General features: G+C 72.9%; 18 protein-coding genes. 1 reads left to right on the forward strand and 17 read right to left on the reverse strand.

Annotated elements, in window-relative coordinates:
• Positions 1-11 precede the first annotated feature (11 nt).
• The 5 genes from ABZ719_RS25245 to ABZ719_RS25265 form a co-directional block, all read right to left on the reverse strand.
• The gene (locus ABZ719_RS25245) at positions 12-857 is read right to left on the reverse strand and encodes a carbohydrate ABC transporter permease (RefSeq protein WP_366727455.1); all 846 of its coding nucleotides are present in this window, start codon (positions 855-857) and stop codon (positions 12-14) included.
• Positions 854-1819, reverse strand: a complete 966-nt coding sequence (locus ABZ719_RS25250; RefSeq protein WP_366727456.1) for a sugar ABC transporter permease — start codon at positions 1817-1819, stop codon at positions 854-856. The genes ABZ719_RS25245 and ABZ719_RS25250 overlap by 4 nt, the downstream gene beginning before the upstream one ends.
• On the reverse strand, positions 1816-3126 hold the full coding sequence (locus ABZ719_RS25255; protein ID WP_366727457.1) for an extracellular solute-binding protein: 1311 nt from the start codon (positions 3124-3126) through the stop codon (positions 1816-1818). The genes ABZ719_RS25250 and ABZ719_RS25255 overlap by 4 nt, the downstream gene beginning before the upstream one ends.
• A 233-nt stretch (positions 3127-3359) precedes the next feature.
• Positions 3360-3644, reverse strand: coding sequence for a DUF3039 domain-containing protein (locus ABZ719_RS25260; RefSeq protein WP_026252153.1), 285 nt, complete (start codon positions 3642-3644; stop codon positions 3360-3362).
• 28 nt (positions 3645-3672) lie between these two features.
• Positions 3673-4245, reverse strand: a complete 573-nt coding sequence (locus ABZ719_RS25265) for a YqgE/AlgH family protein (RefSeq protein WP_366727458.1) — start codon at positions 4243-4245, stop codon at positions 3673-3675.
• 276 nt (positions 4246-4521) lie between these two features.
• On the opposite strand from ABZ719_RS25265, the gene murA reads away from it, so the two are divergent.
• A complete protein-coding gene (murA, locus tag ABZ719_RS25270; protein WP_037862532.1) occupies positions 4522-5868 on the forward strand; it encodes a UDP-N-acetylglucosamine 1-carboxyvinyltransferase in 1347 nt (448 codons plus the stop codon).
• A 273-nt stretch (positions 5869-6141) separates the two neighbouring features.
• Here murA and ABZ719_RS25275 read toward each other — a convergent pair whose 3' ends face one another.
• The 12 genes from ABZ719_RS25275 to ABZ719_RS25330 form a co-directional block, all read right to left on the reverse strand.
• The gene (locus ABZ719_RS25275) at positions 6142-6423 is read right to left on the reverse strand and encodes an HU family DNA-binding protein (RefSeq protein ID WP_037862537.1); all 282 of its coding nucleotides are present in this window, start codon (positions 6421-6423) and stop codon (positions 6142-6144) included.
• 402 nt (positions 6424-6825) lie between these two features.
• The gene (locus ABZ719_RS25280) at positions 6826-8265 is read right to left on the reverse strand and encodes an NAD-dependent malic enzyme (protein WP_366727459.1); all 1440 of its coding nucleotides are present in this window, start codon (positions 8263-8265) and stop codon (positions 6826-6828) included.
• A gap of 404 nt (positions 8266-8669) precedes the next feature.
• Complete coding sequence (locus tag ABZ719_RS25285; protein ID WP_366727460.1) at positions 8670-11093, reverse strand: UvrD-helicase domain-containing protein; 2424 nt, start codon at positions 11091-11093, stop codon at positions 8670-8672.
• 127 nt (positions 11094-11220) lie between these two features.
• Positions 11221-12036, reverse strand: a complete 816-nt coding sequence (locus ABZ719_RS25290; protein ID WP_366727462.1) for a zf-HC2 domain-containing protein — start codon at positions 12034-12036, stop codon at positions 11221-11223.
• A complete protein-coding gene (locus tag ABZ719_RS25295; RefSeq protein WP_366727463.1) occupies positions 12036-12620 on the reverse strand; it encodes a sigma-70 family RNA polymerase sigma factor in 585 nt (194 codons plus the stop codon). The genes ABZ719_RS25290 and ABZ719_RS25295 overlap by 1 nt, the downstream gene beginning before the upstream one ends.
• Before the next feature lie 105 nt (positions 12621-12725).
• Positions 12726-13379 carry a CGNR zinc finger domain-containing protein gene (locus ABZ719_RS25300; protein ID WP_366727464.1) on the reverse strand — a complete coding sequence of 218 codons (654 nt, stop codon included), beginning with the start codon at positions 13377-13379 and terminating at the stop codon, positions 12726-12728.
• Positions 13380-13716: 337 nt separating this feature from the next.
• Positions 13717-14883, reverse strand: coding sequence for a uroporphyrinogen-III synthase (locus ABZ719_RS25305; RefSeq protein ID WP_366727465.1), 1167 nt, complete (start codon positions 14881-14883; stop codon positions 13717-13719).
• Positions 14884-15036: 153 nt separating this feature from the next.
• The gene (locus tag ABZ719_RS25310; protein ID WP_366727466.1) at positions 15037-16392 is read right to left on the reverse strand and encodes a nitrate/nitrite transporter; all 1356 of its coding nucleotides are present in this window, start codon (positions 16390-16392) and stop codon (positions 15037-15039) included.
• A gap of 94 nt (positions 16393-16486) precedes the next feature.
• Entirely contained in the window at positions 16487-17698 is a 1212-nt protein-coding gene (locus ABZ719_RS25315) for an acyltransferase (RefSeq protein WP_366727467.1), read from the reverse strand.
• On the reverse strand, positions 17695-19791 hold the full coding sequence (locus tag ABZ719_RS25320; RefSeq protein ID WP_366727496.1) for a glycosyltransferase: 2097 nt from the start codon (positions 19789-19791) through the stop codon (positions 17695-17697). Before ABZ719_RS25320 ends, ABZ719_RS25315 begins: the two co-directional genes overlap by 4 nt.
• Positions 19792-19979: 188 nt before the next feature.
• Positions 19980-21041: a translation initiation factor IF-2 gene (locus tag ABZ719_RS25325; protein WP_366727468.1), complete on the reverse strand. Its 1062-nt coding sequence runs from the start codon at positions 21039-21041 to the stop codon at positions 19980-19982.
• Positions 21042-21420: 379 nt separating this feature from the next.
• Positions 21421-24480 (reverse strand): carbohydrate binding domain-containing protein, encoded by a 3060-nt coding sequence (locus ABZ719_RS25330; protein ID WP_366727469.1) that lies wholly within the window; start codon positions 24478-24480, stop codon positions 21421-21423.
• Positions 24481-24555 lie beyond the last annotated feature (75 nt).

Raw genomic sequence — 24555 nt, forward strand, 5'->3', positions numbered from 1 at the left:
CGTCAGTCACGTCAGTCCTTCACCGCTCCGCCGAGGCCGGAGACGAGTCGTCGTTGCACGAGTACGAAGAAGACCAGGACCGGGATCGTCATCACCGTGGAGGCGGCCATCACGCCGCCCCAGTCGGGATCGTCCGGCTTGTAGAAGACCAGCAGCGCCATCGGCAGCGTCGACTGGGAGGTGTCGCTGATGATGAACGACTTCGCGAACAGGAAGTCGTTCCAGGTCGAGATGAAGGAGAACACGCTGGTGGCCACCAGCCCCGGGAAGACCAGCGGGAAGAGGATCTGCCACAGGAACCGCGCACGGCTCGCGCCGTCGATGAAGGCGGCCTCCTCCAGTGCTTCCGGTACGGCTTTCACGAACCCCCTGAGCATCCAGACCGCGAACGGCAGCGAGAAGGCGATGTGGGGCAGGATCAGCGAACCCAGGGTGTTGAGCTGGCCGAAGTCCCGCATCAGGAAGAACAGCGGGATGGTGAGCGCCTCCACGGGCACCATCTGGGCCACCAGGAACAGGATCAGCAAGGTGGTGCGGAACCTGAAGCGGAAGCGGGTGACGGCGGTCGCCGCGAGGAACGCGATCAGCGCGGAGGCGATCACGACGGTGGCCGCGACGATCAGGCTGTTGAGGAAGTAGCGGCCGAACTCCTGCTGCTGGAAGACGCGTCGGAAGGAGTCCAGCGAGGGGGACGTCGTCCAGGGGCGCGGCTTCGCCGACTCGATCTCCCCGGCCGGTTTGAAGGCGCTGAGCACCATCCAGTACAGCGGGAAGGCGACCACGGCCGCGACGGCCAGTGCCGACGCCTCGGCCGCGAGCCGTCCCGGACGGCGCACCCACGCGCGCGCGAGGTTCACAGCTCCTCCCCCTGGCGGCGCAGCAGCCGCAGGTAGACCAGGGTCACGGCGAGCAGGATCAGCAGCATCACCACGCCGATCGCGGAGCCGAGGCCGTACTGCGAGGACGCGAACGCCTTCTGGTAGGCGTAGACGTTCAGGACGAGGTTCTGGCCCGCGATGCCGCCGCCACCCGTCATCACGTAGATCTGGGTGAAGACCTTGAAGTCCCAGATGACGGACTGGATGGTGACCACGACCAGGATCGGCCGCAGCATCGGGGCCAGCACCGAGCGCCAGATCCGCCACTGGGAGGCGCCGTCCAGCGCGGCGGCCTCCAGCACCTCGGCGGGCACGGCGCGGATGCCGGCGTAGACGGTGACCATGACGAACGGGAAGGAGCACCAGACCACTTCGAGCAGGACGAGGAGGAAGGCGCTGGAGCGCCCGTACGTCCAGGAGTGGTCGCCGAGCCCGAGGACACGGTTGACGGGCCCGAAGTCGGCGTCGAAGAGCAGCAGCCAGACCGTGGAGCCGGTGACCGCCGGGGTGGCCCAGGCGCCGAGGGCGGCGAGCATCAGCGCGAGGCGGGGCACGGCGCGCACCCGGGTGAGGAGCACGGCGAGCGCGCAGCCGACGGCGAGGGTGCAGAGCACGCAGGCCGCGGCGAACACCACGGTGGCCAGCAGGACCCGCCAGAACTGGTCGTCCCGCAGGAGGTCGGCGTAGTTGCCCAGGCCCCGGAAGCTGGTCGGCTCGCCGCCGCTGACCTGGGCCTGGGTGTACCGCAGGAAGGAGATCAGGCCGAGCTGGTAGACGGGGTAGACGAGCAGTCCGCCGAGGACGGCGAGGGCGGGCGCGAGGTACAGCCAGGGGACGGCGGCGGTGCCCTTCACAGGGCGCGGGGTGCGGGGCGGGGAGCCGCGGCGCGCCGGCGCACGCGTCCGCGGCGCGGCACCCGGGCTCATGGGCGCAGCGGTCATCCGGCGGCGCCGAACGCGTCGTTCATCTTCTTCGCCGCGTCAGCGGTGGCGGCCTCGACGTCCTTCTTGCCGCTGACGATCTCCTGGAGCATGGTCGGCAGCACCTGCGAGGAGTCGATCTGGGACCACGCAGCTGTGGCCGGGACGAACTCGGTGCCCGCGGCGAGGGTGTCGACGAACGGCTTGACGAACGGCTCCTTCGCGGCGGCCTGGTCGCGCACGTCCTTGAAGGTGGGCAGGAAGCCCATCGCGCCGAACATCTCGCCCTGGGTCTTCTTCGAGGTGAGCCGCTTCATCAGGTCCACGGCGAGGGTGCGGTGCGCGGTGCTCCTGAGCACGCCGATGTTGTTGCCGCCCGCGAACGCCGGTGCGACGGAGCCGGGCCGGACGCCCGGCAGCGGCACGACCGCGTACTTGCCCTTGACCTGGCCGGCTTCGACGGCCTGGTGGCTGAAGTCGCCGCCGATCGCCATGGCGGCCTTGCCGGCGGCGAAGGCGGTGATGGTGTCGTTGCCGGTCATGCCGGCGCACTTGGCGGCGGGGCAGTTGTCGTCGCCGAACAGGGACGTGTACGCCTCGATGCCCTTGCGGGCCGTGGGGCTGTCGATGGCGGAGGTGTAGGAGCCGGACTTCTCGGTGGCGACCCGGCCGCCGCCGGCCCAGACGAAGGGCAGGGCGCCGTAGGTGTAGGCGCCGCCGACGGCCAGGCCGTACAGGCCGGGCCGGGCGGCCCGTGCCCTGCGGGCGGTGGCGGCCAGTTCGGCCAGGGTCGTGGGCGGCTCGAGGTGCAGTTCCCTGAAGACGTCGGTGCGGTAGTACAGGGCGCGGACGCCGACGAAGTAGGGGGCGCCGTAGACCTTGCCGTCCACCGTGACCGACCGGCGGGCGGTCGGGTCGGTGTCCTTCGCCTCGTCCCAGGCGCCGAACTCCGCGGTGACGTCGGCGAGTCCGCCGTCCTTCACGTAGCCGGCGGTGTCGGTGTTGCCGTACTCGATGACGTCGGGGGCGCTCTTCGGGTCGTTGAAGGCGGCCTTGATCCGCTGGGCGCGGGTCTCCACGGGGATGTACTCGACGGTGACCTTCGTGTCCGCGTGGGCCTTGCGGAAGCCGGCGAGGACCTGGTCGACCACCTGTTCCTTGGGCTTGTTGCCGACCTCCTGGAAGAGCCACAGGCGCAGCGTGCCGGTCTTCTCGTCCTTGTCCGGGGAGGAGTTGCCGGACGTCTGCGGCGCGCAGGCGGTGGCGGTCACGGCGGCTGCGGCCAGCAGTACGGCGAGCCGGCCGGGGATTCTTGCGGAGAGCTTCATGGAGCGATCCTCCGGTCAGGGTGTTGCAACATATGCAATGGCGGTTTTGCTCTGCACAACACACCGGAGGCTAGGGACTCGGTGAACGGCCCCACAAGAGGTCTCAACCACTCTGTGACCGCCGGACGCACCCTGTGCAACGCCGGGCAGCACAAAGGCCCCCGAAGTGCGCGAAACGCACTCGGGGGCCCAGGTCGGCCCGGAGGCCCGGACGGGCGGCGGGAGCCGGGGGCCTACTTCTTGTCGCCGCCCTTGCCCTGGTCGCCGCCGCCGCTCATGGACTCGTAGATCTCCTTGCACAGCGGGCACACGGGGTACTTCTTCGGGTCACGGCCCGGCACCCACACCTTGCCGCACAGCGCGACGACGGGCGTCCCGTCCAGGGCGCTCGCCATGATCTTGTCCTTCTGGACATAGTGGGCGAAGCGCTCGTGGTCGCCGTCTCCGTGGGACACCTGCGGCGTCGGCTCTACGAGGGTTCCCGTACCAGTGCCGCGCTCGGGCTCGAGAGTGCTCATACGGCAAGGGTACTGAAGCGCACGGACTTCAGTTGAGCGACGGGTCGTCCGGGTAGGTGGCGACCATCGCCAGTTCGCTGCGCTGGCGGCGCAGCACCTCGCGCCACAGCCGCTCCGGCGACGGCGAGGAGACGTCTCCGGGTTCCGACTCGACGACGTACCAGGCACCCTCCCCCAGCTCGTCCTCCAGCTGGCCGGGGCCCCAGCCCGCGTACCCGGCGAAGATCCGCAGCGAGCCCAGGGCGGAGGCGAGCAGCTCCGGCGGGGCCTCCAGGTCGACGAGACCGATCGCCCCGTGCACCCGCCGCCAGCCCAGCGGCGCGCGCTCTCCCGCGCCGCCGCCCGGGATGACGGCGACGCCGAGTGCGGAGTCCAGCGAGACCGGGCCGCCCTGGAAGACGACGCCGGGCTCCCCGGCGAGGGCCGCCCAGCCCTCCAGGATGTCGCCCACGTCCACGGGGGTGGGGCGGTTGAGGACGACACCGAGGGAGCCCTCCTCGTCGTGGTCGAGAAGGAGCACCACCGCACGGTCGAAGTTCGGGTCCGCCAGGGCGGGCGTTGCCACGAGCAGCCGCCCTGTGAGCGAGGACACCTCGGTCATGCCTGACATGATCCCGCATCTTCCCCCGGCGTGGGGGGCCAATCCGGCTACCGGGGTGAGGGTGCGCACGGGGTGCGGGGGCGCGGCGGGCGCACGGCCGCGGCGGTGACCGCGCGTGCCCGTTCCCCGACGCATCGTGTTGTGACACAGCCATGACGCGGCGGGCGGCGCACGGGCTTACTTCAGGGGGCCGCCCGGCGATTACGCTGTCCTCTCCGGCTCCCGGCCCGAAGTGACCGGCCGCTCCCCTGCCCACCTCATCGGAACGCGAGATACATGACCGTCAACGGCACTGATGACGTACTGCTTGTCCACGGCGGAACCCCGCTGGAGGGCGAGATCCGTGTCCGGGGTGCGAAGAACCTCGTACCGAAGGCCATGGTCGCCGCTCTGCTGGGCAGCGAACCGAGCCGGCTGCGCAATGTGCCGGACATCCGTGACGTGCGGGTCGTACGCGGCCTGCTGCAACTGCACGGGGTGACGGTCCGCCCGGGTGAGGAGCCGGGCGAGCTGGTGCTCGACCCGACCCGGGTGGAGAGCGCCAACGTGGCTGACATCGATGCCCACGCGGGTTCCAGCCGCATCCCGATCCTGTTCTGCGGCCCGCTGCTGCACCGGCTCGGCCACGCCTTCATCCCCGGCCTCGGCGGCTGCGACATCGGCGGCCGGCCCATCGACTTCCACTTCGACGTGCTGCGGCAGTTCGGCGCGACGATCGAGAAGCGGGCGGACGGCCAGTACCTGGAGGCGCCGCAGCGGCTGCGCGGCACGAAGATCCGGCTGCCCTACCCGTCCGTCGGCGCGACCGAGCAGGTACTGCTGACGGCGGTGCTCGCCGAGGGCGTCACCGAGCTGTCCAACGCGGCCGTGGAGCCGGAGATCGAGGACCTCATCTGCGTGCTGCAGAAGATGGGCGCGATCATCGCGATGGACACCGACCGCACGATCCGCATCACCGGTGTGGACAAGCTCGGCGGCTACACCCACCGCGCGCTGGCCGACCGCCTGGAGGCGGCGTCCTGGGCCTCGGCGGCGCTGGCCACCGAGGGCGACATCTACGTCCGCGGCGCCCAGCAGCGGTCGATGATGACGTTCCTGAACACCTACCGGAAGGTGGGCGGGGCGTTCCAGATCGACGACGAGGGCATCCGTTTCTGGCACCCCGGCGGGCAGCTGAAGTCCATCGCGCTGGAGACGGACGTGCACCCCGGTTTCCAGACCGACTGGCAGCAGCCGCTGGTGGTCGCGCTGACCCAGGCGACCGGCCTGTCGATCATCCACGAGACGGTCTACGAGTCCCGGCTCGGCTTCACCTCCGCGCTGAACCAGATGGGCGCGCACATCCAGCTCTACCGCGAGTGCCTGGGCGGCTCCGACTGCCGCTTCGGCCAGCGCAACTTCCTGCACTCCGCGGTCGTGTCGGGCCCGACCCGGCTCCAGGGCGCCGACCTGGTCATCCCGGACCTGCGCGGCGGCTTCTCCTACCTGATCGCCGCGCTGGCGGCGCAGGGCACCTCGCGCGTCCACGGCATCGACCTGATCAACCGCGGCTACGAGAACTTCATGGAGAAGCTGGTCGAGCTGGGCGCGAAGGTCGAGCTGCCGGGCCAGGCGCTCGGCTGAACGCCCCGGGCGCGCCGGCCCCGGTGAGGGGCCCGGCCGGCCCCGGGCGGCCCGGTCCCGGCCGGCGGCCCGGCTGAGCGCTCACGGCCGCCCCGGGCGCGCGGCCGGGCCCCGGCCGCCGCCGTCGCGCCGCCGCCCGGCCGGGCGGGCCGGCGGCCGGTCGTCCGAGGGTCTGTACGGCGATGGGGCGGCCCCCCGCGGAGGGGGCCGCCCCATTGGCGTTTTCGGCCCTGCCGGGCCCCGTACGCCGTCCCGTGGCGTACGGCGGCAAGGTCACTTGCCCTTGGCGGCTTCCTTGAGCTTGCTGCCCGCCGAGACCTTCACGCTGTAGCCGGCCGGGATCTGGATCGGCTCGCCGGTCTGCGGGTTGCGGGCGGTGCGAGCGGCACGGTGGGTGCGCTCGAAGTTGAGGAAACCAGGGATGGTGACCTTCTCGTCCCCCTTGGAGACGATGTCGCCGACGACGTCGGCGAACGCGGCCAGCACGGCGTCGGCGTCCTTGCGGGTCACCTCGGCGCGGTCGGCCAGCGCGGCCACCAGCTCACTGCGGTTCATGTTGTTACTCCCGTGTTCTTCTTGCCGTTGAGGCGTGCCACGCGGCGAAGCCGCATGTTGGGCCAGCCAAGCCGATGCTGCCAGGGTCCTCGGGGGTCCCCGGACCCGGGTCCCTCGTCAGACCCTCGCGCCCAGGGAGGCATCCTGCCCCCACCTGCGGCGGGAAAGCCAATCCGGCACCCGTAGGAGTCGTGAGAACACCCTTGGGAGTCACACGAAAAGAGGGCCTGCGCCCCGGGTCCCGCGTCTGGACGAAGCCGCAGACGACAGACCGTGACCAGCCACGATAGGGCGCGGCACCGACAGTGCCCGCCGCGACGCGCCGGTCCGCGGCGCGTCGTGGCGATCATCACGCCCGGGCGTGCCGCCCGGGCGCCCTTTCCGACTGGTTCGTCCCGTTTCTCAGATGGCGCTGGTGCCGCTGGTCACGGCGCTCGCGCCGGCCGCCTTGGCGGCTTCGCGGACCGCGCCGGCGACGGCACCGGCGACCTTGTCGTTGAAGACGGAGGGGATGATGTAGTTCGGGTTCAGCTCGCCCTCGGTCACCACGTCGGCCAGGGCCTGCGCAGCGGCCAGCATCATCTCGGTGTTGACGGTGCGCGACTGCGCGTCCAGCAGGCCGCGGAAGACGCCCGGGAAGACCAGCACGTTGTTGATCTGGTTCGGGAAGTCGGAGCGGCCGGTGGCCACGACCGCCGCCGTCTGACGGGCGACGGCCGGGTCGACCTCGGGGTCGGGGTTCGCGAGCGCGAACACGATCGCGCCGTCCGCCATGGCGGCCACGTCGTCCCCGTCGAGCACGTTGGGCGCCGAGACGCCGATGAAGACGTCCGCGCCGCGCACGGCCTCCTTCAGGGTGCCGGTGAGGTTCTCGGGGTTGGTGTTGTCGGCGATCCAGCGCAGCGCCGACTCGGGGGCGGCGTCGACCAGGTCCTCGCGGCCGGTGTGCACCACGCCGTGGATGTCGGCGACCACCGCGTTCTTCACGCCGGCGGCGAGCAGCAGCTTGAGGATGGCGGTGCCGGCCGCGCCGGCGCCGGACATCACGACCCGGACGTTCTCGATGGGCTTGTCCACCACGCGCAGGGCGTTGGTGAGGGCGGCGAGCACGACGATGGCGGTGCCGTGCTGGTCGTCGTGGAAGACGGGGATGTCCAGCGCCTCGCGCAGCCGGGCCTCGATCTCGAAGCAGCGCGGGGCGGAGATGTCCTCCAGGTTGATACCGGCGAAGCCGGGGGCGATCGCCTTGACGATCTCGACGATGGCGTCGGTGTCCTGGGTGTCCAGGCAGATCGGCCAGGCGTCGATGCCGGCGAACCGCTTGAAGAGGGCCGCCTTGCCCTCCATGACGGGCAGCGCGGCCTTGGGGCCGATGTTGCCCAGGCCCAGCACCGCGGAGCCGTCCGTCACGACCGCAACGGAGTTGCGCTTGATGGTCAGGCGGCGGGCGTCCTCGGGGTTCTCGGCGATCGCCATGCAGACGCGGGCCACACCCGGCGTGTAGACCATGGAGAGGTCGTCACGGTTGCGGATGGGGTGCTTGGACGCCATCTCGATCTTGCCGCCGAGGTGCATCAGGAACGTACGGTCGGAGACCTTGCCGAGCGTGACGCCCTCGATGCCGCGCAGCTTCTCGACGATCTCGTCGGCGTGCGCGGTCGAGGTGGCCGCGATGGTGACGTCGATCCGGAGCTTCTCGTGGCCGGACGCGGTGACGTCGAGGCCGGTCACCGAGCCTCCGGAGGACTCCACAGCGGTGGTGAGCTGCGAGACGGCGGTTCCGCTCGCGGGCACCTCCAGCCGGATGGTCATCGAGTAGGAGACGCTGGGCGCCGTTGCCATGGCCGACTTCCTCTGCTTTCACCGTGTCGCGAAGTTGTGCCGTCCGATCGTCGCACCTACCCCTGAGTACGTGGTAGCCGCCCCGGATTGCGGACTTTGTGTTCACCGGGAGCGCCCCACCCGCAGGTGCTGTTTTCGGAAAGTGACTTCCACCATACGAGAGATCCCGGTGTCACGGAAGGTGCCCGGGCAACAAAAGAGGCCCACGTCACATTCCTCGTGACGTGGGCCTCTCGGAGGCTTGTGACACCGACCCGCCATGCTCGCCTCGCGGCAAGTGGTCGCTCGTAGCGACGAAGGTTGGGCCCGGGGGCTTGGATCGGGCCGGTGCCACACCAAGGCTAACAAACGGATCCGGTAAGGCCATTCCCCCTGCGCCGATCCTTTTCCGCCTCCTGGGGGCGTCAGTCCCGCAGCAGGTCCGGCACCCCCGCCTCGTCCGGCTCGTCGCGCTCCCCGGAGACCACCGTGAGCTGCTGGGTCGCCCGGGTCAGGGCCACGTAGAGCACCCGCAGACCGGCCGGGGACTCGTCGGCGATCTCCGCGGGCGAGGCGACGAGGGTCGCGTCGTACTCCAGGCCCTTCGCCTCCAGGCTGCCCAGCGCGACCACCCGGTCGCCGAGCCCGGCCAGCCAGCGGCGGGCCTCCTCGCGCCGGTTCATCGCGACGACCACGCCGACCGTGCCGTCCACCCGCTCCAGCAGCCGTTCGGCCTCCGCGCGCACCGTGGCGCCCAGGGACTCCCCCACGACCGCGAAGCGCGGCCGGACGCCGGTGGAGCGGACCGCGGAGGGCGAACGGGACCCCGGCATGGCCAGGGCCAGCACCTTCGCGGCCAGCTCGGCGATCTCGGCCGGGTTGCGGTAGTTCACCGTCAGTTCGAAACGGCGGCGCGGGCGACTGCCCAGCGCCTCGTCGCGGGCCTCGGCCGCCTCGTCCGGGTCCGACCACGAGGACTGGGCCGGGTCGCCCACGACCGTCCAGGTGGCGTGCCGGCCGCGGCGGCCCACCATGCGCCACTGCAGCGGCGTGAGGTCCTGCGCCTCGTCGACGATGACGTGGGCGTACTCGGTGCGCTCCTCGGCCAGCCGCTCGGCGCGCTCGCGCTGCGTCTCCTCGCGCACCGGCATCAGCTCCTCCAGGCCGGTGAGCTGGTCCAGCGGGTCCAGTTCGCGCTTCTTCCTGGGCCGGGCCGGGGTGCCGAGCAGCGCCTGGAGCTCGTCGAGCATCGCGATGTCGTGCACGGAGCAGCCGTCCCGGCGCAGCGAACGGGCGACCTTGCGCACCTCACCGGGGTTGAGGACCCGGCGGGCCCAGCGCCCCAGGCGCCGTTCGTCGGCCATGGCGGCGAGCACCGCGCGGGGGGTCAGCTCGGGCCACCAGGCGTCGAGGAACGCGCCGAAGGAGTCCTCGCCCGTCACGTCGTCGTCGAAGGACGAGCGCAGCTCGGCGGCCAGCTCGGGGTCGGTGTGCCGGCCGGCGGCCCCCGACTGCTCCCACAGGGCGTCCAGGAGCAGTTTGCGGGCGCGCGGGCGCAGCAGGTTGACCGGCGCGGTGCCGCCGAGGGTGGCGCGCCGGATGCGGTCCAGTTCCGCGGCCTCCAGTTCGAGGCGGCGGCCGAAGGCGACCACCCGCAGCCGGGTCGGCGGCCCCGCGGGGGCCGGCGACTCCTGCTCCGCGTCCGTGTCGTCACCGAGGGCGAGCTGCCCGGCGGGGGCGCCCGCGCCCTGCCGGGCGCCGGGACCGAGTTCCAGTGCGCCCCGGGCGGCCTTCCGCAGCACCTTCAGCATCCGGTACGAGCCCTTGGCGCGGGCCACGGCCGGGCTGTCGTACAGCGTGGCCTCGACGCCGTCGACGAGCGAGCCGATCGCCCGGATGGCGACCTGGCCCTCCTCGCCCAGGGAGGGCAGCACGCCCTCGGTGTACGCCACGAGCAGCGGCGTCGGCGAGGCGATGAGGATGCCGCCCGCGTACCGGCGGCGGTCCTGGTAGAGCAGGTAGGCCGCGCGGTGCAGCGCCACCGCCGTCTTGCCCGTGCCGGGGCCGCCCTCGACGTAGGCCACCGAGGCGGCGGGGGCGCGGATGACGAGGTCCTGCTCGGCCTGGATGGAGGAGACGATGTCCCGCATGCTGTGGCTGCGGGCGCGGCCGAGCGCCGCCATCAGCGCGCCGTCGCCGATCGCGGGCAGCTCCTCGCCGTCCAGGTAGGCCGTCAGCTCGGGGCGCATCAGGTCGTCCTCGACGCCGAGCACCCGCCGCCCCTTGGAGCGGATCACCCGGCGGCGCACCACCCGGCCGGGGTCGACCGGGGTGGAGCGGTAGAACGGGGCGGCGGCGGGCGCCCGCCAGTCGATGACCAGCGGGGCGTACTCCTCGTCGAGGACCCCGATGCGGCCGATGTGCAGGGTCTCGGCGATGTCGGCGGTGTTGTCCTCGCGCACCGCGCCCTCGGCCGGTTCGACGGCGGTGTAGGCCCCGTCGGGGCCCTTCTTGCCGTCCTTGCCGAGCAGCAGGTCGATCCGGCCGAAGAGGAAGTCCTCGAACTCGTTGTTCAGCCGGTTGAGGTGGATGCCCGCCCGGAACACCTGCGCGTCGCGCTCGGCCAGCGCGCCGGGCGTGCCGACCTGGCCGCGCTGGGCCGCGTCCCGCATCAGGAACTCGGCCTCGTGGATCTTCACCTCGAGGCGCCGGTACACCCGGTCCAGGTGTTCCTGCTCCCTGCGGATCTCCCGGTCACGGGCCGAGTCGGCCTCCGCGGCGCGCGCGGCCTCGCGCGTGGCCTCGTGAACCGATCCGACCGCGGAATCCTGTTGAGCCTGAGCGGCCACCGGGCCCCCTTCTGACGTGCTGGGCAGCCGTCAACCGTACGCGAAGGGAACCCGTCGGCGGAAGCCGGACCCGGCCGTATCCCCGCGTCGGGCGGGCACCGGACCGCCGCGGGGTCCCGGAGCGGCGCTACGCCTCCACCCGGACCAGCTCGTGCCCGTCGAAGGTCATGACCTCGAAGCGGTCGATCTGGTCCGGCGCGAAGGCCGCGGCGCCGCTGACGTAGAGGGGTTCGCCGGCCTGCTCCGTCCCGGCGCCCGGCACGCCGTACCCGCGGCCCGGGACGGACCAGGAGGCGACCGTCTGGCGCTCGCCGTTCCTGCCGACGGCGACGAGCGAACAGCGCTCCGGCCCCGTCACGTTCCGCAGCCGGAGCACGGCGTTCGTGCCCCAGTCCTTCCGCTCCAGGGCGACCGTCGCCGTGACGTGCGTGGCCGGATCCGTCGCCGTCATCTTGTCCGGCATCGACCGGAAGGCCGCCTGCGCGGAACTCACGGCCACCGCCGCGCCGCCGCCGTCCGCGCCGCCGGCCGCGTGGACCGCCAGCGGGCCGCCGACGACGAGCACCGCCGCCGCTGCCGCCAGGAAGAGGTTCCGGCGGCGGCTGCGGGCGCGCTGCCGGGCCACCTCGCCCACGAGCCGGTCCGCCGGCCCCGGTCCCGGACGGGCCGGGAGGGACTCACCGGTCGCGGCCGTGTCACAGCGGGGCACGTCGGCGAGGGCCGCCAGCAGGGGTTCCATTCCGGCCAGTTCGTCGAGCCGGCGCGCGCACCGCTCGCAGGCCGCCAGGTGCGCCTCGAACGCGGTGGCCTCCGCGTCGTCCAGGATGCCGAGGGCGTAGGCGCCGACGGTCTCGTGCTCGTCCGGTGCCGGTGGTCCCTGCACGGGGCCCGGCACGCCCAGACCGCCCGTGCCGAATCCCTGGTCTTCCCCGGACCCGCTCATCACGCCGTCACCCCCCGCTCCTCCAGAGCCAGTTTCATCGACCGAAGGGCGTAGAAGACCCGGGAGCGCACGGTGCCGCTGGGTATGCCGAGCGTCTCGGCCGCCTCGTTGACGGTGCGCCCTTTGAAGTACGTCTCGACGAGCACCTCCCGGTGGGCCGGGGTCAGGTCGTCGAGCGCGTCCGACAGCGTCATCAGCCACAGCGCCCTGTCGATCTCGTCCTCCGCGGGGACGGCCTCCAGCGGCGACGGATCGACCTCCTGCGGCCGGGCCTGCCGGCTGCGGTGGTGGTCGATGACGATGCGCCGGGCGACCGTCACCAGCCAGGGGCGTACCGAACCGGCCGCCCGGTCGAGCCGACCGGCGTTCTTCCAGGCACGGATGAGCGTCTCCTGCACCACGTCCTCGGCGCGCTGCCGGTCTCCGGCCACCAGGCGCAGAACGTAGGCGAACAGGGGGCCGGCGTGCTCGCGGTACAGCGCGCGCACCAGCTCCTCGTCGGGTCCCGAGGGCCGCGGGGACAGGCGGGGCCGGGCCCTCGGTCCACGCTCGTCCGCCACGGCCGCATCCTTGCGCACGCCCACCTCCGGTGTCCGGGGGTCCCCCGGTCGGTCGCTCGTGCACGAGTACGGACGCGGGGGGCGCGGCGTTCAGACCCAGGGGATTCTCCGTCCGGAGGCGGGGTGTGCTCAGGTGCGGGCGAGGGCCGCGCGGCGGCGGTGGCGGGCCACCCGCTCGCGGTTGCCGCAGACCTCGCTGGAGCACCAGCGCCGCCTGCGTCCCCGGGAGGTGTCCAGGTAGACGATCGGGCAGTTGTCGCCCGCGCAGCGGCGCAGGGCGGCCCGGGCGACGGGGTCGGTGAGCAGGTCCAGGGCGTCGCGGGCGACGGCCGCGAGCACGGCGGCGCGCCCGGGCGGCGCGGCCAGGGCCCGCAGCAGGGTGCCGTCCGCGCCGCGAACGGCGCGCGGGGCGGGCGGGGCGGCGCGGGCGGCCTCGTTGACCCGGGCCAGGGCCAGGGCGAGGTCGCGGGCGCGGGGTTCGGGCCACGGGGGCCCGTCGAGGTGGCCGCGGACCAACTGGCCGATGCGGGAGCGCAGTTCGCGGAAGTCCGCGAGCCAGCCGGGGTCGGCGTGGCCGAGGCCGGTGCCCGGCGGGACCAGGCCCGCGCCCGTGATCCACGCGCGCAGCGGCGGGAGGGAGTCGAGCCGTTCCTCGGGGTGGGTGGTGGAGAGGAGGTCCAGACAGATCCGCCCGGCGTCGAAGCGCAGTTCCTCGAGGAGCGCGTCCGTGACCGTCCGTGTGGCCGTGTCCGTGGCCGTCCGCGTGGCCGTACCCAGTGCCATGTGCCTGTCACCGCCTAGGGGGCGACACCCCGGGCCGGCCGGGGGGACCGGGCGGCGGGGTGCTCGTCAGGGCTGGGGAACCGTTCCCTCCCACAGTGCCCGCCCGCCCCCACGGCCGGAAGCCCCCCGACCGCCCCGCGTCCCCCGCGCCCGGCGCCCCCGTCTTCCCTCGCGCCCGGCCGTGCGCGGACGGCGACACACGCGCCCGGACGGCGACACACACCCGGACGCCGACGGACTGCGCGGGCGTCCGGAAACGCCCGGTGACGGCGCCCCCGGCCTGCCCAGCCCGGGCGCCCCGTCGCTGCCGCCACCGCTACCGCCACTGCTGCCGCCGCTACCCGTCCGCGTACTTCGCGTCCGACGCCGGATCCAGTGCCAGCCGGTAGCCGCGCTTGACCACCGTCTGGATCAGCTTGGGCAGGCCGAGCGCCGTGCGCAGACGGGCCATGGCGGTCTCCACCGCGTGCTCGTCCCGGCCCGCGCCGGGCAGGGCGCGCAGCAGGTCGGCGCGGGAGACCACCCAGCCGGGGCGCCGCGCGAGCACCCGCAGCAGCGCCATCCCGGCGGGCGGTACGGGTTTCAGGTCGCCGTCCACCAGCACCGCGTGCCCGCGGATCTGCACCCGGTGCCCGGCGACGGGCAACGTCCTCGCGCGCCCCGGCAGTTCCTGGCACAGCACCTGCACCAGCGGCCCGAGCCGGAACCGCTCCGGCTGCACGCTCTCCACGCCGTGCGCCTGCAACGGCACGGCGGTCACCGGCCCCACGCACGCGGGCAGCACGTCATGGGCGAGCGCGGCCAGCAGCGCGTCCAGCAGCCCCCGTTCCCGCGCCCGGGACAGCAGGGAGGCGGCCGCCGGGGCGCTGGTGAAGGTGAGCGCGTCGAGCCCGCCGCCGACCGCGGCGTCCAGCAGCCGGTCCAGCGGCCCGGGGTCCTCCGGCGGCAGCCACCGGTACACCGGCACCGGTACGACCTGCGCCCCGCCCGCCCGCAGCGCCTCCACGAACCCGGGCAGCGGTTCCCCGTGCAACTGGACGGCGACCCGGCGCCCGTCCACGCCCTGTTCCAGCAGCCGGTCGAGCACTTCGGCCAGGGACTCCGAGGCCGGCGACCACTCTTCCGTGAGTCCGGCGGCCCGGATCGCGCCCTTGACCTTGGGTCCGCGGGCCAGCAGTTCGACCTCCCGCAGCCGGCCCAGCAGCGCCTCGCCCAGCCCCCATCCGTCGGCCGCCTCCACCCATCCGCGGAAACCGATCGCGGTGGTGGCGACCACGACGTCGGGTGCCTGCCCGATGATCTCCTCGGTGGCCGCGAGGAGTTCACCGTCGTCGGCGAGCGGGACGATGCGCAGCGCGGGCGCGTGCACGACCGAGGCGCCGCGCCGCTGGAGCAGGGCGCCCAGTTCGTCGGCGCGGCGGGCCGCCGTCACCCCCACGGTGAACCCGGCCAGGGGCCCGGCCTGCCCGTTTCCGCTCCGCTGCTGTTCTTCGACCTCGCCCATGGTTCATCGTCCCGCGCTCGACTCGTCCCGCTGTTGCGTACCGTCCTGCCGCAAGAGCCTGTCAACCGCGCGTGACGGGCTCGGTTCACCGGCATGTCACCAGTGTTACGTCCCGGCCCCGCCGGATGGCGTGGCACCTGCGGCCGGGCGGCGTCACACCTCGGCGTAGCCGAGCCGCGGCTGCGTCCCGGTGGTGTCGGTGGCCGCCGGGGCCCGGTCGCCGTCCGGCCGGCGCAGGTATACGGCCCAGGTGACCGCGAAGGCCACGGCGTAGAAGGCCAGGAAGGCGACGAACGCGCCGGTGCCGGAGCCGTAGGAGAGGAAGGACTGGCGGAAGGCGAGGTTGATGCCGACCCCGCCGAGGGCGCCCACGGCCCCGATGAGCCCCATGGAGGCGCCCGACAGCCGCCGCGCGTACGCCGCCGCCTCCTCCCCGGCCAGTCCCCGGGCGAGGGCCTTGGCCCGGAAGATCCCGGGGATCATCTTGTACGTCGACCCGTTGCCGAGCCCGCTGAGCACGAACAGGACGACGAAGACGGCCACGAACAGCGGCAGCGACCTGTGCAGCCCGGCGGCGACGAGGGCGCCGGTGGCGGCGGCCATGGCGACGAAGTTCCACAGGGTGATGCGCGCCCCGCCGAACCGGTCGGCGAGCCTGCCGCCGACGGGCCGGATCAGCGAGCCGAGCAGCGGCCCGATGAAGGTGAGGTAGGCGGCCTGGAGCGGGGTGCGGCCGAACTGGCTGGTCAGCACCTGCCCGAAGGCGAAGCTGTAGCCGATGAACGACCCGAAGGTCCCCACGTACAGGAAGGACATGATCCAGGTGTGGGCGTCCTTGGCGGCGTCCACGGCGGCGCCGGTGTCGTTGCGCACGGAGGCCAGGTTGTCCATGAACAGCGCGGCCAGGACGGCGGCGACGACGATCAGCGGGATGTAGATCCCGAGCAGCAGACGCGGTCCGCCGCCCGCCCCGATGACGGCCAGGGCTGCGAGCTGGATGACGGGCACGCCGATGTTGCCGCCCCCGGCGTTGAGCCCGAGCGCCCACCCCTTCCTGTGCATCGGGAAGAAGGCGTTGATGTTGGTCATGGAGGAGGCGAAGTTGCCGCCGCCGATCCCGGCGAGGAGCCCGACCCACAGGAAGCCGGCGAAGGAGGTGCCGGGGTGCATGACCACGAAGGCGGCCACCGTCGGCACGAGCAGCAGGCTCGCGGAGACGATCGTCCAGTTCCGGCCGCCGAAGAGCGCCACGGCGAAGGTGTACGGCACCCGTGCCACGGCGCCCACCAGGGTCACCACGGAGGTGAGCAGGAACTTGTCGGCCGCCGTCAGCCCGTACTCGGGCCCCATGAACAGCACGAGCACGGACCACAGGGTCCACACCGAGAACCCGATGTGTTCGCTGAGCACGGAGAAGAACAGGTTCCGGTGGGCGGTCCGCCTGCCCCCCGCCTCCCAGAAGGCCCGGTCCTCGGGGTCCCACTCCTCGATCCAACGCCTGCCCGCCATCCCGCCTCCACGTGTGCCGAGTGCCTGGCTCCCGAAGGTAGGAAGACGGCGTTTCGGCGCTGTGGCGGTGGGTGACCTCCAGGGAACGTCGGTCTCACGCCGCGGGGTGCGGCGGTGAGAGGGCGGGTTCGGCCCGCCGCCGGTGCTCCGTCCCCGTCGGCCAGAGCCGTGGCCTGCGCCGGGCCGCCAGGTCCTCGATCCAGCCGAAGGCGAGGACCACGGCGGCGATCAGCGGCCACACCAGCACGGACATCCACAGGCCGTACGTCCGGTCGAGCAGCGACGAGGCGCCCTCGCTCCGCAGGAACGGCAGGTCGTAGGCCTGGTCGAGGAGCGGGACCGTGATGGTGATGAGGAGGTTGTGCCAGAGGTAGACGGTGACGGCCCGGTTGTTGGCGAGGGTGATGAGCTTGCGCCAGCGGCGCAGCCGGGCCGGGAACTCCCGCCACGCCGGGGCGTACTGGAGCAGGATCACGACGGCGCCGAAGGACCAGGCCGCCTGGGCGAGCGGGATGTCGTTCAGGTCCCAGCCGTCGGGGCCCTGGTGACCGGCGGCCCACCACAGGCCCAGCGCCATCAGCAGGGCGGCGGCGGAGACGGCAAGGTAGCGCGGGACCCGCGTCAGGAAGCCCTCGTGATGGGCGAGGCCCAGCATCCAGCAGCCGCCGTACACGGCGAAGTCCGTCACCGCCTCCCCCGTCTCACCGGGGATCCGCAGCAGGCCCGTGGCGAGCACCGCGGTGAGGGCGAGGGGGGCGAGCAGGGTCGGCCAGGGCGCCCGGCGGAACGCGCGCAGCAGCAGCGGGGAGGCCACGACGAACCAGAGGTAGGCCCGCAGGTACCACAGCGGTCCCGCCGCGTCGTCCGGCCAGGCCGCCTCCAGCAGGCCCGAGTCGGAGCCCAGGTGCGCGGGGTAGGGCGGGGCGCCGAGCGGGACGACGTAGTCGAGCAGCCTGGCCGGCCCGAGGGCGCCGCCGAGGTCGGGGTCCTTCAGCGGGTTCCAGCCGCCCAGCAGCATCAGCGGGAGCAGCACCGCGCCGAACGCCCACAGCGGGGGCAGCAGCCTGCGCAGCCTGCCCTTGATCACGCTCAGGGCGGGGCGGTCCAGGGAGCGGGCCATGAGGGACCCCGCCAGCGCGAACATCACGCCCATCGACGGGAAGAGCACGGTCAGCCAGGCCCAGCCGAACAGGTGGTAGAGGACCACCCGGAACAGGGCGAGGGCACGCAGCAGGTCCAGGTAGCGGTCACGGCCGGCCGGACCGCGCGGACCGGCGGCGGGCTTCGGGGCGAGGGTCTGGGTCATGCCACCGGCCTCCGGGCGGTCGGGGTGCTCAGCGGGCCGCCGGGATCCCGGGGCGCGGGGCCGCCCGGGGCCTCCACCACGCCGGTGCGGCGCAGCTTCTGCCAGCGCAGCCGGCCGCCGGTGAGGGCGGTGATCCAGGACTGGAGCAGGACGACGTACATGAGCTGGCGGTAGAGGATCTGCTGGAGCGGCAGCGATATCAGGTGCGTCATGCGTTCGCGGTCCAGCCGGAAGGCGTAGGCCGCGCAGAACGCCTGGATCGCGAGCACGCCCAGCCAGGCGGCGACCGTCCTCGCGGTCGGGCCGAAGATCACGCCGTAGAGGAGGAACAGGTCGATCAGCGGCGCCAGGAGCGGGGCGACCACCATGAACAGGGAGACCAGCGGCAGGCCCACGCGGCCGAAGCGGCCGGAGGGGCCGCGCTCCAGCAGTGCGCCGCGGTGCTTCCAGATCGCCTGCATGGTGCCGTAGGACCAGCGGTAGCGCTGGGACCACAGCTGCTGGACGGACTCGGGGGCCTCGGTCCAGGCGCGGGCGTTCCCGGCGTAGACGACACGCCAGCCGGCGCGGTGCAGCGCCATGGTGATGTCGGTGTCCTCGGCGAGGGTGTCCTCGCTCATGCCGCCGACCTGCTCCAGGGCGGAGCGGCGGAACGCGCCGATGGCGCCGGGGATCGTCGGCATGCAGCGCAGGACGTCGTACATGCGGCGGTCGAGGTTGAAGCCCATCACGTACTCGATGTGCTGCCAGGCGCCGATGAGGGTGTCCCGGTTGCCCACCTTGGCGTTGCCCGCCACCGCGCCGACCTCCTGGTCGCCGAACGGCTGGACGAGTTCGCGGACGGTGGCGGGCTCGAAGACGGTGTCGCCGTCCATCATGACGATCAGGTCGTGGGAGGCGTGCGCGATACCGCGGTTGAGGGCGGCGGGCTTGCCCGCGTTGCGCTGGCGCACCACCCGTACGCCGGGCAGGTCCATGGCCTCGACGAGGTCCGCCGTGCCGTCGGCCGAGCCGTCGTCCACGACCACGATCTCCACGGGGTGTTCGCCCGCCGTCAGGGAACGCACCGTGTTCTCGATGCACTTGGCCTCGTTGTACGCCGGGACCAGCACGGACACCGGTTCGGTGACCGGCGGGCCCCAGCGGAAACCGGGGCGGCGCACCCGCCGGGCGTGCGCGGCGGAGAGCAGCAGCATCAGCGCGAACCGGGCGATGACCAGGGCGCCGACCAGGGCCAGGCACACGCCCAGCCCGTCGGTGAGGTCGTCGGAGGCCTGGACCAGGAAGATCCATGCCTTGCCCTCCCACAGCCCGGCGCCGGTGACCGGGGTGAGCGCGCTGGGGGCGCCGAGCGCCTCGGTGAGGTTGTCGAACCGGTAGCCGCGCGCCTGGAGTTCCGGCAGGTAGCGGTCGAGTGCCCGCACGGTCTGGTGGCGGTCGCCGCCGGAGTCGTGCATGAGGACGACCGCGCCCTCGCCGTCCTTCGGGGTGGCCCGCCGGACGATCTCCGCCGGGCCGGGCTTCTGCCAGTCCTCGCTGTCGAGGGTGTTGACGACGGTGATGTAGCCGCGGCTGCCGATGTACTCGGTCACCGGCCAGGAACGGTCGTCCATGGCGTTCGCGAAGGAGGAGTACGGCGGCCGGAACAGCGAGGTGCGCACCCCGGCCGCGCCGGTGATGGCGAGCTGGTTCTGCGACAGCTCCCAGTCGATGCGCCGCTTGGACTGGTAGGACAGGTCGGGGTGGTTGAAGGTGTGCAGTCCCACCTCGTGCCCCTCGGCGACCATGCGCCGGACGAGGTCCGGGTAGCGCGAGGTCATGGTGCCGGTGACGAAGAAGACCGCGTGCGCGTGGTGCTTCTTGAGCACGTCCAGCACCTGGGGCGTCCAGGTCGGGTCGGGGCCGTCGTCGAAGGTGAGGACGAGCCGGTGGCGGGGCACGCGCAGGCTGGTCGCCCGCCCGTGCCGGGTGTCGATGACCGGGCCGCCTGCGAGGATCCGGCCGGGCACCCGGTCGGTGGCCGCCTCGGGCCGGACGCGGTGGTCGGCCAGGACCTCGCTGTGCACGTACCCGCGCAGCACCAGCATCGCCATCAGCGCGGCGAGGAGGAGCACGGGCACGAGCAGCCGCAGCGGAAGCCGGAACCGCCGGCGGGCGGGGACGCGGCGGGAACGGGAGCGGGGACGAGGCCGGGCACCGGAGCGGCCGGCGGCCCGGCGGCCCGGAACACCGGGGCCGGCGGGACGGCCGGAGTCGGAGCCGATATCACGGTGGGCGGCCATCAGGCGAGGTGCTCCGGGGAGGCGGGGGCCGCGGGCGTGCCGGTGGCGGGGCCCGGGGCCGTGCTCGGGCCGGGCGCGGTGGTGGGTCCGGGGGCTCCGGTGGGGCCGGGGGCCGACGTCACCGGCACCGGGGTGCCGGGACCGTCCGCGACCGTTCCCGGCGCGCCGGAACCGCCGGCGCCACTGGCACCGCTGCCCACCCCGCTGCCGCCGCCGCTTCCGCCCCCACCGCCGGCGTCGCCCGCCGAGGCCGACGGGTCGGGGCTGGGCGAGCCGCCGTCCCCGGTGCCCGGTGCCGCCGGTCCGGTCGACGGGGTGGCCGGTGGCGGGCTCGGCTCGGTGACCGGGCCGCCGCCCGTGCCCGGACCCGGCGGCCGGGCCCCGGCGGTTCCCGAGGTGGCCGACCGCGGGGGCGTCGAGGCTCCCGGCCGGTGCGGCCCGGCGGACGGACCGGCCGCGGCACCGGTGGCGCCCGGCGTCGGCCCGGCGCCGCCGGCGGCCGGTGCGGACACGCCGGGCACCCCCGGCAGCCCGGACGTGCCCGGCGCACCCGGTACGGCGACGCCCACCCCCACCCCGGCGCCCGTACCCGCACCGGGCGCACCGGCCGGGTCCGACGGCTCCGCCGAGGTGTCGACCTTGCTCGCGGGCCGGTCGTCCGCCTGGCCCGGCACGGGCAGCCAGGGTGCGGCCGAGTTGCCGGACGCGAGGGTGACGACGATGACGGCGGCGTAGACCGCGCAGCTCAGCCCGGCCGCCATCCCGATCCGGCGGAACCGGCGGCTGCGGCGGCCGGACGCGTCGACGAAGACCGGCCCGTCACAGCCGCCGGGCCCCCGCTCCCCGCCGCGGCCGTCCGGCTCCTCCCCGGCACTTGCGGTGCGTCCGGTGCGGTCGAGCCGGACGGTCAGCTCGTCCGGGACGGGGCCGCGGGGCCGGGGCTCCTGCCACGGGTCCTCGACCCGCAGCGCGGGCACGGCACCGGTCTCCGGGAATCTCTGGGCGCCGTCGCCCCCCTGAGCGCTCGGCGCGTCCGGCGCGCCGCCGTCGGCGACAGGCACCGGTCCAGTCGCCGACGCGGCTTCGGGCCATACGGGTTGGGCTTGTTCCAGCCCCTTTTTCACGCGCACGTTCTTTCCCCCACGGGAGTGTTCCGGGCGCGCCTACGACCCCGAGCCCGCGTCGCCGGAACAGGCCCCCACCTGCCCGAGCGCCCCCCTTGTCACACCGTGCTCGGCGGTCATGAACGTACGCCCGCGGAGGACGCCCCCACCGTGAAAGATCAATGGTGAACGGAATTGACCGATTCGCCGTTGGCTGGAAACCATCCGGTTTCGGTCGCCTCGTCTCCGTCCGGTCTCTCCGGCAGGGGCGGTGCCCTTCAGGCTCGGTCGGGCCCCCTTCAGACCCGTTCCGCCTCTCAGGTGTCTTCAGTCGCTCCTACTTCAGGTACGGCCCGTCGGTGCCGACCTTGCCGGGCGCCGCGTTCTTGCCGCCCAGGTCGAGCACGTAGACCCGCAGGTCGCCCTTGCCCGGGGCGGCGACGGTCAGGGTGCCGGCGGTGACCTGCCGGACGTCCCCGGTGACGGCGTCCTTGTACGTGCCGTTCGGGATGCCGGTGTAGGTGGCACCGTCGGTGACGGCGACCAGCGCGAAACTGTCCACGCCGCCGGCCGCGTCGGTGTAGCGGCGCTTGAAGTTCATGCCGCCGCCCGAGACGCCCTCGGTGGAGTACTGGCCCATCTGGAGCGCGGGCACGGCGCGCCGGATCTGGTTCAGCCGCTGAAGGTGCTTGACCAGGGGCTGAGCCAGGGTGGTGGCGACCGCCCCGCTCGCGCTGTCGGCCTGGGAGAACCGGGAGGCGGTGACGGTGCCTTCGAGGTGGTCGCCGTAGTACGCGCGGCCGGTGGTGGCCAGCGGGCAGCGCGGGCCGCAGTCGATGGTCTTCCCGGCCTGGAACTGGATCTCCGAGCCGTAGTACAGGGTCGGGATGCCGCGGAAGGTCCACATCAGGGCCATGTTCTCGGCCCAGGCGTCCTGCCCTCCGTCGTAGCGCACGCTCGACTTGTTGGGTCCGTAGTCGTGGCTGTCGACGTAGACGACGTTGTACGTGGCGTCGTTGGTGGAGTCGTCGGAGTCCTTGCCGTTGGAGAAGGCGTTGTGCGCGTCACCGAAGTTCATGTGCATGCGCATGTCGATGATGTTCATGCCGGAGAACTTCGAGTGGTCGGGCGTGTGGTAGCTGTTGCCGTTCAGGAAGGCGTTGGTGGAGGTGGGCTGCTGCCCGGTGCCCAGCTGCTCCTCGTAGGTGTACTGGTCGAGGGCGGCCTGGGTGTCGTCGGCGGTGTACTCCTTGCGTTCCTTCCAGGTGTAGAACTGCGCGGAGTGGTTGACCGAGCCGCGGTTCCACTTGTCGTTGACGAACGCGCCGACCTCGCCGAAGACGAAGAAGTCCTGCGCCTTGTCCGGCCCCCAGTCCTGCGCCACGCGCTGCTGGACGGCGGGCAGGAAGCGGCGGTTCCAGGTGAGGCGGGGGATGTGCACGGCGGTGTCGAGGCGGAAGCCGTCGACGCCCATGTCGATGTACTTGTCGTAGGCGCCGATGAGGTAGTTCTGCACCTCGGGGTTCTCGGTGTTGAAGTCGGCGAGGTCGTCGGCGAGCCAGCAGGAGCGGGAGTCCTCGCCCTCCCAGTTGCCGATCCAGCACTGGTGGTAGTACTTCGAGGGGAACATGCCGCTGGTGGGGCTGGGCCACTGGCAGTTGTAGAGCGTGTAGCCCTCGGGGCTCTTCTGGCCGGTGGGCCTGCCCCAGTTCAGGCAGGTGTTGCCGGAGGGTTCCGCGGTCGACCACAGGTCGCCGTTGTAGTAGGACTTGCCCGACTTGGGCTCGACGGTCAGCCCGTCGTACTCGAAGCCCGGCTGCTTCTCGTCGTAGTACCAGGACCACTGGGAGTCGCGCACGCCGTACACGGTCGGCACGAACAGGCCCTTGGCGCCCCAGCGGGAGCTGTGGTTGTAGACGACGTCCTGGTAGATCTTCATGCCCTTGGCGTGGGCGGCGTTGATGAGGTCCTGGTAGGAGGCGCCCGCCGACTCCAGGCGCGGGTCCACCTTGTAGAAGTCCCAGCCGTGGTAGCCGTGGTAGTCGTAGTCGGAGCGGTTGAGGACCACGGGGGTGATCCAGACCGCCGAGAAGCCGAGGGCCTTGATGTAGTCGAGTTTCTCGACCAGGCCCTTGAAGTCGCCGCGGAACATGGGGTCGTGGTCGGCCGCGTTGCCGGAGGTGACGTCCTGGCTGCCGCCGCGGTCGTTGCCGCTGTCGCCGTCGTAGAAGCGGGCGGTCAGCACGAAGTAGATCGGGTCCTTGCGCGGGTCCCCGCCGAGCATGGTGCCCTGCTGGGCCGGGGGCGGCGCCTGGCCGGTCGTCGCGTTCGCCGGCGCGGAGGCGGCGGAGGTGTTGCCCGCCGCGTCGACCGCCCGGACCGTGTACGTGTACGGGGTGTCCGCTTCGAGCCCGGTGTCGGAGTAGACGGTGGAGCCGGTGCTGATCACCGCCGTGCCCTTGCTCCCGCCCGTGCGGGTGACCTGGTAGCCGGTGACGGCGGTGTCGTCGGTGGAGGGTTCCCAGGTCAGCACGACGGAGGTGCCGGTCGCGGCGGCCTTCAGGGAGGCGGGCACGGTGGGCGCGGTGGTGTCGGGGGCGGTGGCCGCGCAGGGGTCCTTCGCGTCCTTGGTGACCTTGCCCGCCTTGACGGTGCTGAGGCCGCCGGTCAGCGCGTAGTTGGCGCCGTTGTTGTTGTCCCAGGTGCCGTTGCCGTTGTTGAAGGTGGCCTGCCAGCCCGTCGCCGTGCCCAGGTCGACGGTCTTCTTCACCCAGCCGGTGCAGGCCGTGTCCATGGCGACGCCGGGAGCCGTGGTCCAGGCGCCGCCGTTCGGTGCCCAGTGCAGGTTGACGGTGGACCAGCCGGTGCCGGTCGTGGCGTAGAAGACGGTGGCGCTCTGCGCGCCGCTGCCACCGCCCTGGCCTCCGTTGTCGGCGCCGCACGGGTCGCTGTGCGCGACGACGCCGTCCTTGACGGTGACGGTGCCGCTGCCCAGGTCGTAGTTCTTGCCGCCGTTGTTGTCCCAGGTGCCGGTGCCGTTGTTGAAGGTGGCCTGGAGCCCGGCCGCCGACCCCACGTCGACGGTCTGCTTCACCCAGTCCGTGCAGGCGGCCTCCATCCGCACGCCCGGCACGGTGGTCCAGCTGCCGCCGTCCGGTGCCCAGTGCAGGTAGTACGAGGACCAGGCGCGGGTCTTGGTGTAGTAGAAGACGGTCGCGGTGGTGGTGCCGGTGGTGGTTGTGGCGGTGGTGTCGCCCGTGGCACCGGAGGCGGGCGTCCCGGCTGCGAGCAGGCCCGCGGCCAGGGCGGCCACGGAGGCCAGGGCGGTGGCTGCGCCCCGCCGCGTTGTCCTGCGGAAGGGTCTGAACAGCGGTGGTCGGGGTCGGGTTCTCTCCATCGAGGGCTCCTCGGACGGGTCCGCCGGGCAGCACGAAGCTCCCGTACGGCCACGGGGGGAGCTGGGGCGAGCGGC

This window comes from Streptomyces sp. NPDC006743 (assembly GCF_040703815.1).
GTDB lineage: Bacteria > Actinomycetota > Actinomycetes > Streptomycetales > Streptomycetaceae > Streptomyces.